General features: G+C 50.7%; 16 protein-coding genes, 1 other RNA gene and 1 pseudogene. 9 read left to right on the top strand and 9 right to left on the bottom strand.

Features of this window, described 5'->3' with window-relative positions:
- Positions 1-18: 18 nt before the first annotated feature.
- The gene (gene acrR / locus HV352_RS17725) at positions 19-669 is read right to left on the bottom strand and encodes a multidrug efflux transporter transcriptional repressor AcrR (RefSeq protein WP_016152075.1); all 651 of its coding nucleotides are present in this window, start codon (positions 667-669) and stop codon (positions 19-21) included.
- Positions 670-810: 141 nt separating this feature from the next.
- On the opposite strand from acrR, the gene acrA reads away from it, so the two are divergent.
- The 6 genes from acrA (at position 811) to HV352_RS17755 (ending at position 7,603) form a co-directional block, all read left to right on the top strand.
- Positions 811-2,004: a multidrug efflux RND transporter periplasmic adaptor subunit AcrA gene (gene acrA / locus HV352_RS17730; protein WP_053389373.1), complete on the top strand. Its 1,194-nt coding sequence runs from the start codon at positions 811-813 to the stop codon at positions 2,002-2,004.
- Between the two features lie 22 nt (positions 2,005-2,026).
- Positions 2,027-5,176, top strand: coding sequence for an efflux RND transporter permease AcrB (acrB, locus tag HV352_RS17735; protein ID WP_016152073.1), 3,150 nt, complete (start codon positions 2,027-2,029; stop codon positions 5,174-5,176).
- Positions 5,177-5,663: 487 nt separating this feature from the next.
- Positions 5,664-6,038 carry an Hha toxicity modulator TomB gene (gene tomB / locus HV352_RS17740; protein WP_019076175.1) on the top strand — a complete coding sequence of 125 codons (375 nt, stop codon included), beginning with the start codon at positions 5,664-5,666 and terminating at the stop codon, positions 6,036-6,038.
- A gap of 27 nt (positions 6,039-6,065) precedes the next feature.
- The gene (locus tag HV352_RS17745; protein ID WP_002892050.1) at positions 6,066-6,284 is read left to right on the top strand and encodes an HHA domain-containing protein; all 219 of its coding nucleotides are present in this window, start codon (positions 6,066-6,068) and stop codon (positions 6,282-6,284) included.
- Between the two features lie 180 nt (positions 6,285-6,464).
- Entirely contained in the window at positions 6,465-7,016 is a 552-nt protein-coding gene (gene maa / locus HV352_RS17750; RefSeq protein ID WP_016155874.1) for a maltose O-acetyltransferase, read from the top strand.
- 116 nt (positions 7,017-7,132) lie between these two features.
- Entirely contained in the window at positions 7,133-7,603 is a 471-nt protein-coding gene (locus HV352_RS17755; RefSeq protein WP_016152071.1) for a YlaC family protein, read from the top strand.
- A gap of 78 nt (positions 7,604-7,681) precedes the next feature.
- On the opposite strand, the gene ykgO is transcribed toward HV352_RS17755, so the two are convergent.
- Together ykgO and HV352_RS17765 are read right to left on the bottom strand one after the other, a co-directional pair.
- Positions 7,682-7,822: a type B 50S ribosomal protein L36 gene (gene ykgO / locus HV352_RS17760; protein WP_005125190.1), complete on the bottom strand. Its 141-nt coding sequence runs from the start codon at positions 7,820-7,822 to the stop codon at positions 7,682-7,684.
- A gap of 1 nt (position 7,823) precedes the next feature.
- The gene (locus HV352_RS17765; protein ID WP_016152070.1) at positions 7,824-8,084 is read right to left on the bottom strand and encodes a type B 50S ribosomal protein L31; all 261 of its coding nucleotides are present in this window, start codon (positions 8,082-8,084) and stop codon (positions 7,824-7,826) included.
- Positions 8,085-8,272: 188 nt separating this feature from the next.
- Here HV352_RS17765 and HV352_RS17770 point away from each other — a divergent pair, with 188 nt between their 5' ends.
- The gene (locus HV352_RS17770; RefSeq protein ID WP_016155873.1) at positions 8,273-9,826 is read left to right on the top strand and encodes an EAL domain-containing protein; all 1,554 of its coding nucleotides are present in this window, start codon (positions 8,273-8,275) and stop codon (positions 9,824-9,826) included.
- 51 nt (positions 9,827-9,877) lie between these two features.
- Here HV352_RS17770 and HV352_RS17775 read toward each other — a convergent pair whose 3' ends face one another.
- A complete protein-coding gene (locus tag HV352_RS17775) occupies positions 9,878-10,231 on the bottom strand; it encodes a DUF1428 family protein (protein WP_003831033.1) in 354 nt (117 codons plus the stop codon).
- A 64-nt stretch (positions 10,232-10,295) separates the two neighbouring features.
- Entirely contained in the window at positions 10,296-10,925 is a 630-nt protein-coding gene (locus HV352_RS17780) for a membrane protein (protein WP_016155872.1), read from the bottom strand.
- Between the two features lie 87 nt (positions 10,926-11,012).
- On the opposite strand from HV352_RS17780, the gene HV352_RS17785 reads away from it, so the two are divergent.
- Positions 11,013-12,440, top strand: coding sequence for a PLP-dependent aminotransferase family protein (locus HV352_RS17785; protein WP_181634944.1), 1,428 nt, complete (start codon positions 11,013-11,015; stop codon positions 12,438-12,440).
- 59 nt (positions 12,441-12,499) lie between these two features.
- On the opposite strand, the gene HV352_RS17790 is transcribed toward HV352_RS17785, so the two are convergent.
- The 3 genes from HV352_RS17790 to ffs all read right to left on the bottom strand — a co-directional run bounded on the left by HV352_RS17790 (position 12,500) and on the right by ffs (position 13,260).
- Positions 12,500-12,718 carry a hypothetical protein gene (locus HV352_RS17790; protein WP_016155870.1) on the bottom strand — a complete coding sequence of 73 codons (219 nt, stop codon included), beginning with the start codon at positions 12,716-12,718 and terminating at the stop codon, positions 12,500-12,502.
- Entirely contained in the window at positions 12,715-12,966 is a 252-nt protein-coding gene (locus tag HV352_RS17795; protein ID WP_016152065.1) for a hypothetical protein, read from the bottom strand. The genes HV352_RS17790 and HV352_RS17795 overlap by 4 nt, the downstream gene beginning before the upstream one ends.
- A gap of 197 nt (positions 12,967-13,163) precedes the next feature.
- An RNA gene (gene ffs, locus HV352_RS17800) (signal recognition particle sRNA small type) lies at positions 13,164-13,260 on the bottom strand.
- A 150-nt stretch (positions 13,261-13,410) separates the two neighbouring features.
- Between ffs and HV352_RS17805 the strand changes: the two are divergent.
- A pseudogene (locus HV352_RS17805) lies at positions 13,411-13,734 on the top strand (MGMT family protein); the annotation flags it as partial.
- A 31-nt stretch (positions 13,735-13,765) separates the two neighbouring features.
- Here the strand turns inward: HV352_RS17805 and HV352_RS17810 are convergent.
- The gene (locus tag HV352_RS17810) at positions 13,766-14,335 is read right to left on the bottom strand and encodes a YbaY family lipoprotein (protein ID WP_016152063.1); all 570 of its coding nucleotides are present in this window, start codon (positions 14,333-14,335) and stop codon (positions 13,766-13,768) included.
- Positions 14,336-14,419: the final 84 nt, after the last annotated feature.

The following is a 14,419-nucleotide window of genomic DNA, read 5'->3' on the forward strand; positions in this document are numbered from 1 at the left end:
TGGTACAGACCCAGAGAGTTAACAGGTTTCCGCTACGTTAACCCGCAAGGTTGGGCAGAGAAGACACATCTCAAGCAGCACGGCGACGTATTCCCGAGCCTCTTTTTTCAGATCAAAAGATTCAGGGGCAAATAACCAGTTCTCGATAATTCCGGTAACATAACTACGCAGCAGCACCGCCACGCGACGCGTGTTCAGATTTTCCGGCAGCATGTTGGCGTTCATGCAGTGCCGCAATGTTTGTTCGATACGGTCGTAATTTTCAATACACAGACTGCGTTGAGCTAGCTGAACTGAGGCCATTTCCCCGACAAATTCGCATTTGTGGAATATAATTTCCAACAATAAACGTCGGCGTTCTTCTGTCACGGTAGCTTCAAGAACGTAAATTAAAATTTCTCTTAATACTGATAGTGGATCGTCGGGGAATTTTGCCTGATACTCAGTCTCTAACTCATCAATGTTAGGTTTTGCTAGCTCCCAGATTTCACTGAATAAATCCGATTTGTTTTTGAAATGCCAATAGATCGCGCCGCGCGTGACACCAGCGGCTGCTGCGATCTCCGCAAGCGAGGTGGATGATACCCCTTGTTGCGAAAACAAACGCAGAGCGACATCGAGAATGTGCTGTCGAGTTTCCTGTGCTTGTTGTTTGGTTTTTCGTGCCATAGGTCAGTGAATTTACAGGCGTTAGATTTACATACATTTGTGAATGTATGTACCATAGCACGACGATAATATAAACGCAGCAATGGGTTTATGGGCTTTCAGCCATTGATCAATTTGAAATCGGACACTCGAGGTTTACATATGAACAAAAACAGAGGGTTAACGCCTCTGGCAGTCGTTCTGATGCTCTCAGGCAGCTTAGCGCTAACAGGATGTGACGACAAACAGGCCCAACAAGGGGGCCAGCAGATGCCAGAGGTTGGAGTTGTTACGCTCAAAACTGAACCTCTACAGATAACAACCGAACTCCCGGGTCGCACCAGTGCGTATCGCATTGCAGAAGTTCGTCCTCAGGTTAGCGGTATTATCCTGAAGCGTAATTTCACGGAAGGTGGTGACATCGAAGCGGGTGTATCTCTCTATCAGATTGATCCTGCTACTTACCAGGCCGCTTATGAAAGCGCAAAAGGCGATCTGGCAAAAGCACAAGCCGCAGCAAATATCGCTCAACTGACGGTCAAACGTTATCAGAAACTGTTGGGTACTAAGTACATCAGTCAACAGGATTACGATAGTGCACTGGCAGACGCACAGCAGGCGAACGCCTCCGTTGTCGCCGCGAAAGCCGCGGTAGAAACTGCACGCATCAATCTGGCTTATACCAAAGTGACGTCGCCGATCAGCGGCCGCATTGGTAAATCATCCGTTACTGAAGGCGCTCTGGTGCAAAACGGTCAGGCAACCGCACTGGCAACCGTTCAGCAGTTGGATCCCATCTATGTGGACGTGACGCAGTCAAGCAACGATTTCCTGCGCCTGAAACAAGAGTTGGCCAACGGCACGCTGAAGCAGGAAAACGGTAAAGCGAAAGTCGAACTGGTGACCAATGACGGCATTAAATTCCCGCAGTCCGGTACGCTGGAATTTTCTGATGTCACGGTAGATCAAACCACCGGGTCGATTACGTTACGCGCAATCTTCCCTAACCCGGATCACACCTTACTGCCGGGTATGTTCGTCCGTGCTCGTCTGGAAGAAGGAACTAACCCAACTGCACTACTGGTTCCACAGCAAGGCGTTACCCGCACACCGCGTGGCGATGCCAGTGCATTGGTTATCGGTGCAGACAACAAAGTTGAAACTCGTCAAATTGTCGCCGCACAAGCGATTGGCGACAAATGGTTAGTCACTGATGGACTTAAACCGGGCGACCGCGTGATTGTCACTGGGCTGCAAAAAGTACGTCCTGGCGCGCAGGTAAAAGCGCAGGAAATCACCGCTGATAACAACCAGCAAGGTGCAAGCGGTAGCCAGCCTGAACAGTCCAAGTCTTAACTTAAACAGGAGCCGTTAAGACATGCCTAATTTCTTTATCGATCGCCCAATATTTGCGTGGGTGATCGCCATTATCATCATGTTGGCAGGGGGGCTCGCGATCCTCAAATTGCCGGTAGCGCAATATCCGACTATTGCACCGCCAGCAGTGACGATCTCCGCGACCTACCCTGGCGCTGATGCCAAAACAGTACAGGATACTGTTACTCAGGTTATCGAACAGAATATGAACGGTATCGATAACCTGATGTACATGTCCTCAAACAGTGACTCCACGGGTACCGTGCAGATCACGCTTACCTTTCAGTCTGGTACTGATGCGGATATCGCGCAGGTACAGGTGCAGAACAAACTGCAGCTGGCAATGCCGCTTCTGCCGCAGGAAGTACAACAACAGGGTGTGAGCGTTGAGAAATCATCCAGTAGCTTCCTGATGGTTGTCGGCGTAATCAACACCAACGGCACCATGACGCAGGAGGATATTTCCGACTACGTGGGCGCCAACATGAAGGACGCCATCAGCCGTACTTCAGGTGTGGGTGATGTTCAGCTGTTCGGTTCCCAGTACGCGATGCGCATCTGGATGGATCCGAACAAACTGAATAACTTCCAGCTGACGCCGGTTGATGTGATCAGCGCCATCAAAGCGCAGAACGCCCAGGTTGCAGCCGGTCAGTTAGGCGGTACGCCGCCGGTGAAAGGCCAGCAGCTTAACGCTTCGATCATCGCGCAAACCCGTCTGACCTCCGCCGATGAGTTCAGCAAAATTCTGCTGAAAGTGAATCAGGACGGTTCCCAGGTGCGTCTGCGTGACGTAGCGAAAGTAGAACTGGGTGGCGAAAACTACGACATCATTGCGAAGTTCAACGGTAAACCGGCATCCGGTCTGGGTATCAAGCTGGCGACAGGCGCTAACGCCCTGGACACCGCAAACGCTATCCGCGATGAACTGAAGAAGATGGAACCGTTCTTCCCGTCAGGTCTGAAGATCGTTTACCCGTATGACACTACGCCGTTCGTGAAAATCTCTATTCACGAAGTAGTGAAAACGCTGGCGGAAGCCATCATCCTCGTGTTCCTGGTAATGTATCTGTTCCTGCAGAACTTCCGCGCGACGCTGATTCCGACTATCGCCGTGCCGGTGGTGCTATTGGGTACGTTTGCCGTCCTTGCGATTTTCGGCTTCTCGATAAACACGCTGACGATGTTCGGGATGGTGCTCGCCATCGGCCTGTTGGTGGATGACGCCATCGTTGTGGTCGAGAACGTTGAACGTGTAATGGCTGAGGAAGGGCTACCGCCGAAGGAAGCAACACGTAAATCGATGGGCCAGATTCAGGGCGCACTGGTTGGTATCGCTATGGTGCTGTCAGCGGTATTTATTCCGATGGCCTTCTTCGGGGGATCTACCGGTGCAATTTACCGTCAGTTCTCCATCACCATTGTTTCGGCGATGGCGTTATCAGTCCTGGTGGCATTGATTCTGACCCCTGCCCTGTGTGCGACCATGCTCAAACCGGTTGCTAAAGGCGATCACGGAGAAGGCAAAAAAGGTTTCTTCGGCTGGTTTAACCGCATGTTCGATAAGAGCACGCACCATTACACCGACAGCGTGGGCGGAATTCTGCGCAGCACCGGTCGTTATCTGGCGCTGTATCTGATCATCGTCGTGGGTATGGCCTATCTGTTCGTTCGTCTGCCAAGCTCGTTCCTGCCGGATGAAGACCAGGGGGTATTCCTGTCAATGGCTCAGCTGCCAGCGGGTGCAACGCAAGAGCGTACCCAGAAGGTGCTGGACGAAATGACGGATTACTATCTGACCAAAGAAAAAGCGAACGTTGAATCGGTGTTTGCCGTTAACGGCTTCGGTTTTGCAGGACGTGGTCAGAACACCGGTATCGCATTCGTGTCTCTGAAAGACTGGAGTGAACGTCCAGGCGAGGAGAACAAGGTTGAGGCAATTACTCAACGTGCGATGGGCGCATTCTCGCAGATTAAAGACGCGATGGTCTTTGCTTTTAACCTGCCAGCGATTGTGGAGTTAGGGACCGCGACCGGTTTCGACTTCCAGCTGATTGACCAGGCAGGTTTAGGTCATGAGAAGCTAACCCAGGCGCGTAACCAGCTGTTTGGTGAAGTTGCGAAACATCCTGATCTGTTAGTCGGCGTACGTCCTAACGGTCTGGAAGATACGCCGCAGTTCAAGATCGATATCGATCAGGAAAAAGCGCAGGCTCTGGGTGTATCCATTAGTGATATTAATACAACGCTGGGTGCAGCATGGGGCGGAAGCTACGTAAATGACTTCATCGACCGTGGTCGTGTGAAGAAAGTTTACATCATGTCTGAAGCGAAATACCGTATGTTGCCGGAAGATATTGGAAACTGGTATGTCCGCGGTAGCGATGGACAGATGGTACCGTTCTCCGCCTTCTCTACCTCACGTTGGGAATATGGTTCACCGCGTCTGGAACGCTATAACGGTCTGCCTTCCATGGAAATCTTAGGCCAGGCCGCACCGGGTAAAAGTACCGGTGAAGCCATGGCAATGATGGAGGAACTGGCCAGCAAACTGCCATCCGGTATCGGCTATGACTGGACCGGTATGTCCTACCAGGAACGACTGTCCGGCAACCAGGCCCCTGCTCTGTATGCCATTTCACTGATTGTCGTATTCCTGTGTCTGGCGGCATTGTACGAGAGCTGGTCAATTCCGTTCTCCGTCATGCTGGTGGTACCGTTAGGTGTTATCGGTGCATTGCTGGCAGCAACGTTCCGCGGCCTGACCAACGACGTTTACTTCCAGGTAGGCCTGCTCACAACCATTGGGTTGTCGGCGAAGAACGCGATACTTATCGTCGAATTCGCCAAAGACTTGATGGATAAAGAGGGTAAAGGTCTGATAGAGGCGACGCTGGATGCGGTCCGCATGCGTTTACGTCCGATCCTGATGACATCGCTGGCCTTTATTCTGGGCGTAATGCCGCTGGTTATCAGCTCCGGCGCAGGCTCCGGCGCGCAGAACGCCGTTGGTACTGGCGTAATGGGCGGGATGGTGACGGCAACCGTGTTGGCTATCTTCTTTGTTCCGGTGTTCTTTGTGGTGGTACGCCGCCGCTTTAGCCGCAAAAGTGAAGATCTTGAGCATAGCCACTCAGTAGACCATCATTGATAGATCTCTAAAGATAAGGCCGCGCAAGCGGCCTTTTTTCTGGAAAAATCATAAAAATCACTTATTGCTATTTCGTTTATTTTCTCCAGGGTAAATAAGCGATATAATCCCTGTAGCCTTAAAGGCTATTCTTAAAAATCATTGAGAGTTCTTATTTACTTTAATAAATATTAAGATTATTCCTGGTAAGCGGTTCACATTGTCGATTGTTACCTTTCGTTGCTAAACCTAATCAAGATAACTCGATGATTGCCCGAAGAATAAAGAAATTGTCCGATTCCGAATAACCGCATTTATCTGTTAAAATGTAAAAATGACCTGACATCATAAGTTTGCATAATTGTAATTTTTCGTGATATGACGATGAAATCTTTTTTAGACTAGATTATAGTTAAATCATCAGGAGTCGCGGGCAAGTTCCAGGTAGTCTGTTGTATCCATCCCGAAGGTGTTCGGTTAGTTTAAGCCACGAAGAAGGGGATGCGTTATGGATGAATACTCACCCAAAAGACATGATATCGCGCAGCTTAAATTTCTCTGCGAAACCCTGTATCATGACTGTCTTGCAAACCTTGAACAAAGTAACCATGGCTGGGTTAATGACCCTACCTCTGCCACCAGCTTGCAGCTCAATGAACTGATAGAGCATATTGCAACCTTCGCACTTAATTATAAAATTAAGTACAATGAGGACAATAAGCTGGTCGCGCAGATAGATGAATACCTGGATGACACTTTTATGTTGTTCAGCAGTTATGGTATTAATACGCAGGATCTGCAGAAATGGCGGAAGTCAGGTAATCGACTGTTTCGCTGTTTTGTCAATGCCACCAGGGCTAATCCTGTTAGTTTGTCTTGTTAAAAATTATTACAATCATAGGTAAGATTTATGTCCGATAAACCATTAACTAAAACTGATTATTTGATGCGCCTGCGACGTTGTCAGACAATTGACACACTTGAGCGCGTTATTGAAAAAAATAAATATGAATTGTCCGACAACGAACTGGCTGTATTTTACTCAGCAGCAGATCACCGCCTTGCTGAATTGACTATGAATAAGCTCTACGACAAGATTCCAACTTCTGTTTGGAAATTCATTCGCTAATTGCTCACGGGTTAAGTCAGGTATAGCGGTACATTTGTCTGGCTGACCATTTTCGTATTTACAATGGTTATTTAAATCAAATCACGTGACTACGATCACAGCGAAGAAGTGGGAACGTTCCCCTTGTTTGCATTGCGTTTTACTGTGTTGAAATGACCTCCAGTACACAGGAAATTCGTAATGAGTAATGAAAAGCAAAAAATGATCGCCGGTGAACTTTATCGCCCGGCGGATGAAACATTGCGCCACGACCGACTACGCGCTCGTCAGTTGACCCATCGCTACAACCTCACCGCTCCCGATGAAAAAAATGCGCGACAAGCTATCCTGCATGAGCTGTTGGGCCAGAGCGAAGGGGCTTATATTGAACCCTCTTTTCGTTGTGATTACGGCTATAACATCTATCTCGGTAAAGAATTTTACGCCAACTTCGACTGCGTTATGCTCGACGTCTGCCCAATCCATATTGGCGACAACTGCATGTTAGCCCCAGGAGTCCATATTTATACCGCCACCCACCCGCTGGATGCCACCGAGCGAAACAGTGGCATGGAGCTCGGCAAACCCGTGACTATTGGCCACAACGTCTGGATAGGTGGACGCGCAGTGATAAACCCTGGCGTAACGTTGGGTGATAACGTGGTTGTGGCCTCGGGCGCGGTGGTCACGAAAAGCGTTCCGGCAAACTGCGTGGTTGGGGGCAATCCCGCCAGGATTATCAAAACGCTGTGATCTTAAATGTAACTGTTATGCTAAATTGTGGTTAATCTGTTACTTTCTTCACAAGGTATCCCCTTTTAAAATAGGGCGATCGCATCTGAATATCGCAGACACCACAAAGGCAAGAGATGACAGAAATACAGCGCCTGCTTACCGAAACCATCGACGACTTAAATATTCGCGAAAAGCGCGACAACAAACCGCGCTTTAGCATCAGCTTTATTCGCAAACATCCCGGCTTGTTCATCGGCATGTATGTTGCGTGGTTTGCCACGCTGGCGGTGATGCTGCAGTCAGAAACGTTAGTCGATTCAGTATGGCTGCTGGTGGTTCTGTTCGTCATACTCAACGCGTTTTTCTTTTTCGACGTTGCGCCGCGATACCGCTTTGAAGATATCGACGTACTGGATTTCAGAGTTTGCTATAACGGGGAATGGTATAACACGCGCTTTGTCCCCCCTTCACTCATCGATACCATCCTGCACTCACCTTCCGTCGATAGCGAACATAAAGCGCAGCTGCAAAAGATGATATCGCGTAAGGGTGAACTCTCGTTTTACGATGTCTTTACGCTAACCCGTCCCCAGACCAGCCAGTAACCACATCTCAACGCAGATAAAAAAAGTGCGTCCCGGTGAAGGAAACGCACTTTAATCCCTGAAATGTTGGTAAAGAAACTAACGTCTTTTTTTACGCCCCTGAACAGCTTTAAAGCGCGGATTCGTTTTACAGATTACGTACAAACGCCCTTTGCGTTTCACTATCTGGCAGTCAGGATGACGCTGTTTTGCACTACGAAGTGAATTGAGTACCTGCATCTTAACCTCGCTTAGTGCCAATAAAATGACCAAAACGTTTCTGGAAACGTGCTGCACTGCCTTCGTTATCAAAGGTTTTTTGTTTCCCGGTATAGTACGGATGCGATTTGGAAGAGATATCCAGGGTCACGTACGGATACATTTTCCCCTCAAACTCAATCTCACGTTCCGTTTTAATGGTCGAGCCGACCTTAAAAAATTCATTGGCGCTGGTATCGTGAAACACCACAGTACGGTAAAAAGGATGAATATCCGGCTTCATGGCAACCTCAATTTGTTACGTTATAACATAACCACAAAAATACACCACTCTTGTATAAATCACAACCTGGTTTACGCGATTAAGAGTTAAACGGGATGATAAGTGGCCGTAAATATATGATGCCAATCGAATAGCTTTTTCGGCTTTCGGATATACTTTCCCTACGCTGTGTTAATAAGGATATCACTGTGATAACACGACATCTGATAAGCCTGGTGACTGGGGTGCTGTTTCTTTCCATCCTCGCGCCCGTAGGTTTAAGCCTGTGGCTGGCGCATCGTCAGGTCGAAACGAAATTTATCGATGAGCTCGATATGTTCTCAACCCGAGTCGCATTACGTACGGAACGCGTAGGTGAACAGGCCAAAAAAGCGTTGCGCCATATTGAAGCTTTTCAGGGTGAACCTTGTAGTGAAGAGCATCTGCTTGAAATGCGTCGTTTGTCATATAGCTATCGCTATATTCAGGAAGTGCTGTACCTCAAAGATAACGTTCCACAATGCTCATCCCTGGAAAAAAGAAGCCGGGCAGCCGCGTTTCCTCCAGCAATGAAAATCACGCCCGATGGCTACCACGCATGGTTGACCATGCAAAACGATTTGGGCATCAAGCGTTTTATGGCGGCATTAGGTAGCAAGCATTACGTCGTGATGATCGATCCCGGTTCTTTTATTGATGTCATCCCGTTTGGCTCATGGCCGATTGAAGTCGCTATCATTGGTACCGCGCGTAACACGGTGGTAGCCAGTAGCACCGATCTGCCACCGGATGTTTTACAACATGTGCAACTAGAGCATTCGATTACCCATCTTCAGAAAGGCGGCAGTATTTATAACGCCCGCCCCTTCCCCGAACTGGGCATTACGGTTGTAACCTGGGCATCCACTGTACCTTTGCAAAAAAGCTGGCACCGACAAGCGCTAATCTGGCTGCCGGCAGGGATCCTTCTCGGCTTACTCACCGCAGCCTTTATTCTGCGTATTTTGCGCCGTTTACAGTCCCCTCATCACCAGTTGCAGGACGCTATCCAGCATCGGGATATCAAGGTCTACTACCAACCGATTATCTCGCTCAAAACGGGGAAAGTGGTCGGGGCAGAAGCGCTGGCTCGCTGGCCACAGGCCGACGGGAGCTATCTGTCGCCTGAGATTTTCGTCGCACTGGCGCAAGAGACCGGGCTTTCAGAGCCGCTCACCCGTTTGATTATTGAAAGCGTATTTGACGATTTAGGAAAATGGTTGCGTCAATATCCCCACCAGCATATATCCATTAACCTTGAGTCAGCCGATCTGACCTCCGAAACGCTTCCTGCTCTGTTAAGCCAGAAGGTGAACCACTGGCAACTTAAGCCTGCACAAATCGCGCTGGAATTGACCGAACGCGAATTTGCCGACCCAAAAAACAGCGCGCCGTTTATTGCTAAATACCGACAGGCAGGCCATTCGATCTATATTGATGATTTTGGTACCGGCTATTCAAGTCTTAGCTATTTGCAGGATCTGGATGTGGATATCCTGAAGATTGACAAATCGTTCGTCGATGCGCTGGAGTACAACAACGTCACGCCGCATATCATCGAGATCGCGAAAACGCTGAAGCTGGAGATGGTGGCAGAAGGTATTGAAACCGAGAATCAGGAAGCCTGGCTACGCCAGCACGGCGTGCAGTACGGTCAGGGCTGGCTCTACAGTAAAGCGCTGCCGAAAGCGGAATTTATTCTGTGGGCAGAAAAACGGCTTTAGCATGGCTGTTGATGTTGAGATGGCTGGCGGCACGCCGCACAGCCAGTCACATCACTCTTCCATAATGGGCGCAAATCCACCGTAGATCATTCGCTTGCCATCAAATGGCATAGATTCACCGAATTCCTTCATACGGGGATCGGACATCATCTTCTGATTCGCCGCATCGCGGACCTCTTTGGAAGGGTATTCAATCCAGCTGAATACCACTTCTTCATGATCCTGCGCTTTCACAGCCATGCGAAAATCGGTCAGTTTGCCGTCGGGGACATCATCTGCCCAGCACTCCACCACGCGCAATGCACCGAACTCCTTGAAAAGCGGAGCTGCTTTTGCCGCCATCGCAATGTACGCCTCCTTGTTTTCAGCGGGTACGGCAACCACAAAGCCATCAACATACTTCATGAGAAAAACCTCCGAAGTGTACTGCGCGGCAAGCCGATTCCGGCCGCGTCAGTCGAGGTTAAGTTTAGTCGCCAGCAGGCGATCGTGCCCCAGGCGCATTCCTGATGCGAATACGCGCCTGTGGCTGATGGCAAAACCATGGCAGGCAAATTTGAATCAGCGGCCCAATAGCCAGTGCATACAGCACCGTTCCAAACCCAACGGTTCCCCCCAGCAGCCAACCAATAAGCAACACGGACACTTCGATTGCGGTTCGAATTCGTCGTACTGGCCAACCGGTACGCGCGTGAATTCCAGTCATCAGACCGTCACGCGGGCCCGCGCCAAAACCGGCACCAATGTACAGAGCGGTTGCTAACGCATTCAGTATCACCGCTGACACCAGCAGCCCGCTGCGCGCCAGCAGGGATTCAAATCCCGGAATCACCAGCAGCGCGACATCTGCCGCCAGCCCAATCATAATCACGTTGCTTAACGTGCCAAACCCTGGGCGCTGGCGTAGCGGTATCCACGCCAGAAGCACCAACACACCCACGGCAATAATCACCACGCCGATATTCATCGACAGTAAATTTGCCACCCCCAGGTGGAACACGTTCCACGGATCGGCCCCTAAATCGGCACGGACAAACATCGCCGTCGACACACCGTACAGCGTCAGCCCGATAAACAGCTGAAGTAAACGACGCAGCATGTTCTTCCCCTCTTACTCTCAGATAACTTTCATCTTCACCGCAATTGGCACTATGATTAATGTCCAGTTTTCAAAAAGTGGACTGCTATGTCATCTCGCCGTTACGGAAGCCAGTCTTTGCAACGCCTGCTCGGACACTGGCAGGAAAGTCCCTCGCGAACGCCCATCTGGCGACAGCTGGCAGAAGCGTTACGTTTGCTGATCCTCGATGGACGACTGGCGCTGAATAGCCGCTTGCCCGGTGAACGCGAGCTCGCTGCCGTTCTGCAAGTCAGCCGAACCACCGTCGCCAGCGCCATGGCGCAACTGCGTGAGGAGGGATATCTGGAAAGCCGACATGGTAGCGGTTCACGGGTGATCCTGCCGGAGCACATTCGCCATGTGCCAACGCGGACCAGCACTGGAACAGCGCTTGATTTGTCCACGGCAGCGCTGAGTGCCGGTCCTGAAATTCATCAGGCTTACCAGCAGGCACTGTTCGCAATGCCGCAGCATCTGCTGAGCTCCGGGTATCTACCGCAGGGACTGTCGGTTTTGCGTGAATCCATCGCCCGGCATTATTGCGAACGCGGACTCCCGACGCAGCCCGACGAAATAATGGTCGTGAACGGCGCGGTTAGCGGTCTGGCACTGATCCTGCGTTTACTCACCGGCCCCGGCGATCGCGTAGTGGTAGATCACCCCACTTATCCGCTGGCCATTGCAGCAATACAAGGGGCGTCATGTCGCCCCGTCGGCGTGTCGCTGCCCGAGCACGGTTGGGATACGGCGGGTCTGGTCGCCACCATCGCGCAAACTGCACCGAGAATAGCCTATCTGATGCCGGATTTTCACAACCCGACCGGGCGCTGTATGGACACGGCTACTCGCCAGGTCGTGGCGGATATTGCTGAAAGAACCCGCACGACGTTGGTGGTCGATGAGACCATGGTGAACCTGTGGTATGACGCCCCACCGCCACCGCCGCTTGCCGCATTCAATCGCGATGCCCCGATCATCCTGCTCGGTTCAGCAGGGAAAAGCTTTTGGGGCGGATTACGTCTGGGCTGGATTCGGGCGTCGGCGCGTACCATCGCCGCGCTGGTCCAAACCCGCGACACCTTCGATTTGGGCTCCCCGGTGCTTGAACAACTCGCCACCAGTTGGCTGCTGGATAACGCTGAGGACTTTCTTCCTGACAGAAGACGCCGGCTCACATCACAGCGAGACCTGTGCTCGCGCCTGATGAACTCACATTTTCCGGAATGGCAATTTACCCAGCCACAAGGAGGACTCTCTTTCTGGGTTGAACTGCCTGATACGCTGGCGACGCTCTTTGCCACGCGCGCCGAAAGTGCAGGCATTCAGTTGGGAACCGGTACGCGGTTCGGCCTTGATGGCGCATTCGACCGCTTTTTGCGTATGCCCTTCACGTTGCAGGATGACACAGCATGTGCCGCCTTCAGAGTGTTGCAACCTATTTGGGATAGCCTGCGTTTGCAGGCTAGCGGCGGGAAAATGCGTAAAATAATCTAAACGACGAGTTAAAGGACTCGCTCTTGAATGCCGTGATGGACGAGGAGGTCCTGGCAATACTACCGCTGAGGAGGAACCGGAAAACCCTTCAGGGAAATCACGAAATTCTCACCGTCTTTCTTAATTTTTGCCCCAGCATCACACCAATCGGAGGCAATACGGAAGAACTCATCGCTGCCGACATTCCAGCACAGACGAACGTGTTTCACATAACCGGAGCGCAGCATTTCACAGGCTTCGCCATAATTACAGGCGGTTGAGAGCGATTGTTGTTTCATTTTTTCTTCTTCAGTAATCTTCGCAATGCTTTGATTTCTTTAGGAGTCAGTGCATCAACTACGGATTCTTCCGTATGCTGGCTATCGATATCCTCAGCGGAGACTCCCACCTCTTCAATGGCGGAAAACGCGATTAGTAGCAGTTTTTCCGTGGCGATACTCAAATTTTCATTATGCACTTCAGCATAATGGCGAAGCTTTTCTTTTAGTGCCTCATCAACTTTGACATTCAATACAGCGGTCGACATCGTAGAAAATCCTTGTGGTCAGCCACAACACACCGGATGTAAGACCATGTCATTACAGCGCAATGGCGGCGGCAAAAGCTCAAATAACATCCCCAAAACACAGTGACAGTATTTGATGACAATAAAATGACGATCCGATGACAAAGAAAAGAAGATAAACAGAAGAGAAATTGCCGGACGGCAGAATTGGGTGGGGGCCCTGCCAGCTACATCCCGGCACACACGTCATCTGCCTTGGCTGCTTCCTTCCGGACCTGACCTGGTAAACAGAGTAGTGTTGCGGGAGAACCAACAGAGCCCCCATTGAGAGCGTTGTTAACCAACGCGCAGGCGCATTATCACTGCTGCACCCTGTAATTGCAACCCATCCAGCATCGGATGCTGTTTTCTTGTGCAATGCGGCTTCACTCCTTCGCCATTCGGCATTATGCTGGAGGATTAGCGCAGGAATAAATGATGGATATACAGGACTCTTTCCCCCAACGCGTCTGGCAAATTGTCGCTTCAATCCCTGAAGGTTTCGTCACCACGTATGGCGATGTTGCCCGGCTTGCGGGATCGCCGCGCGCTGCGCGTCAGGTAGGCGGCGTGCTTAAGCGTCTCCCCGAAGGCAGCACCCTGCCCTGGCATCGGGTGGTCAATCGCCACGGGGCCATTTCGCTGACAGGTCCCGACCTACAACGACAACGTCAGGCGTTGCTGGCTGAAGGAATAGTGGTTTCAGGAAGCGGACAGATCGATTTACAGCGCTATCGCTGGGTGTACTAACCCTCTCCAGGCGGAGAGGGTTACAACGACCTTAGTACTGCGTGGGAGCCGGAACCGCAGATGACGGATTCACCTGGGTTGGTGACGTTGACGGAACCGTGGTAGTAGCCCCACCGCTCGCCTGAACCGGTACTGCTGTTTGCTGTACAGGGACCAGCGTCAGGTCAGCTTTAGTCCCACCCTGATTGATGACCGTCTGAACGGTATCAGTAATAAAGACCAGTTTATCATTTACCGTAATAGCCGCACTCAGCAGAATACGGGCGTTAGGTTGAATATCTGCCGGGTTAAACGGTAATACAAAGCTGAATGGCGCTTGTTTACCTTCAGTACGAACCGCTTTTTGCGACAGCACTTTTGACGGCGCATCGGCCAGTGAAGCATCTGACAGCGTAACGGTTAGCACCGCATCGGGTGGCAAGGCCACTTTCTGACGGATCCATACTGTACCGGAGACATTTGGCTGCTGAATTTTAGACTGTGTGTCAGAAATTGACGTATTAGGGCTTGGCGCAGGTGTCTGAATATCAGCGCTTTTATCGGCACAGGCCGCCAGAGCGACTGCAACCGCTAAACCACTTACCATGTGCACGAGTTTCATTAAATTCTCCTTATCATCTATGCACCAGCGAGAACTTTCCTCGCCAGAAGAGTGGTTAACAAAAACATAACGTGACTAAGTGTG

This window comes from Citrobacter sp. RHBSTW-01044 (assembly GCF_013781945.1).
Classification (GTDB): domain Bacteria; phylum Pseudomonadota; class Gammaproteobacteria; order Enterobacterales; family Enterobacteriaceae; genus Citrobacter; species Citrobacter braakii.

Excerpts from the sequence above, each read along its gene's own strand:
- acrR (WP_016152075.1), bottom strand. The coding sequence starts at position 669 with ATGGCACGAAAAACCAAACAACAAGCACAGGAAACTCGACAGCACATT.
- acrA (WP_053389373.1), top strand. The coding sequence starts at position 811 with ATGAACAAAAACAGAGGGTTAACGCCTCTGGCAGTCGTTCTGATGCTC.
- acrB (WP_016152073.1), top strand. The coding sequence starts at position 2,027 with ATGCCTAATTTCTTTATCGATCGCCCAATATTTGCGTGGGTGATCGCC.
- tomB (WP_019076175.1), top strand. The coding sequence starts at position 5,664 with ATGGATGAATACTCACCCAAAAGACATGATATCGCGCAGCTTAAATTT.
- HV352_RS17745 (WP_002892050.1), top strand. The coding sequence starts at position 6,066 with ATGTCCGATAAACCATTAACTAAAACTGATTATTTGATGCGCCTGCGA.
- maa (WP_016155874.1), top strand. The coding sequence starts at position 6,465 with ATGAGTAATGAAAAGCAAAAAATGATCGCCGGTGAACTTTATCGCCCG.
- HV352_RS17755 (WP_016152071.1), top strand. The coding sequence starts at position 7,133 with ATGACAGAAATACAGCGCCTGCTTACCGAAACCATCGACGACTTAAAT.
- ykgO (WP_005125190.1), bottom strand. The coding sequence starts at position 7,822 with ATGCAGGTACTCAATTCACTTCGTAGTGCAAAACAGCGTCATCCTGAC.
- HV352_RS17765 (WP_016152070.1), bottom strand. The coding sequence starts at position 8,084 with ATGAAGCCGGATATTCATCCTTTTTACCGTACTGTGGTGTTTCACGAT.
- HV352_RS17775 (WP_003831033.1), bottom strand. The coding sequence starts at position 10,231 with ATGAAGTATGTTGATGGCTTTGTGGTTGCCGTACCCGCTGAAAACAAG.
- HV352_RS17780 (WP_016155872.1), bottom strand. The coding sequence starts at position 10,925 with ATGCTGCGTCGTTTACTTCAGCTGTTTATCGGGCTGACGCTGTACGGT.
- HV352_RS17785 (WP_181634944.1), top strand. The coding sequence starts at position 11,013 with ATGTCATCTCGCCGTTACGGAAGCCAGTCTTTGCAACGCCTGCTCGGA.
- HV352_RS17790 (WP_016155870.1), bottom strand. The coding sequence starts at position 12,718 with ATGAAACAACAATCGCTCTCAACCGCCTGTAATTATGGCGAAGCCTGT.
- HV352_RS17795 (WP_016152065.1), bottom strand. The coding sequence starts at position 12,966 with ATGTCGACCGCTGTATTGAATGTCAAAGTTGATGAGGCACTAAAAGAA.
- HV352_RS17810 (WP_016152063.1), bottom strand. The coding sequence starts at position 14,335 with ATGAAACTCGTGCACATGGTAAGTGGTTTAGCGGTTGCAGTCGCTCTG.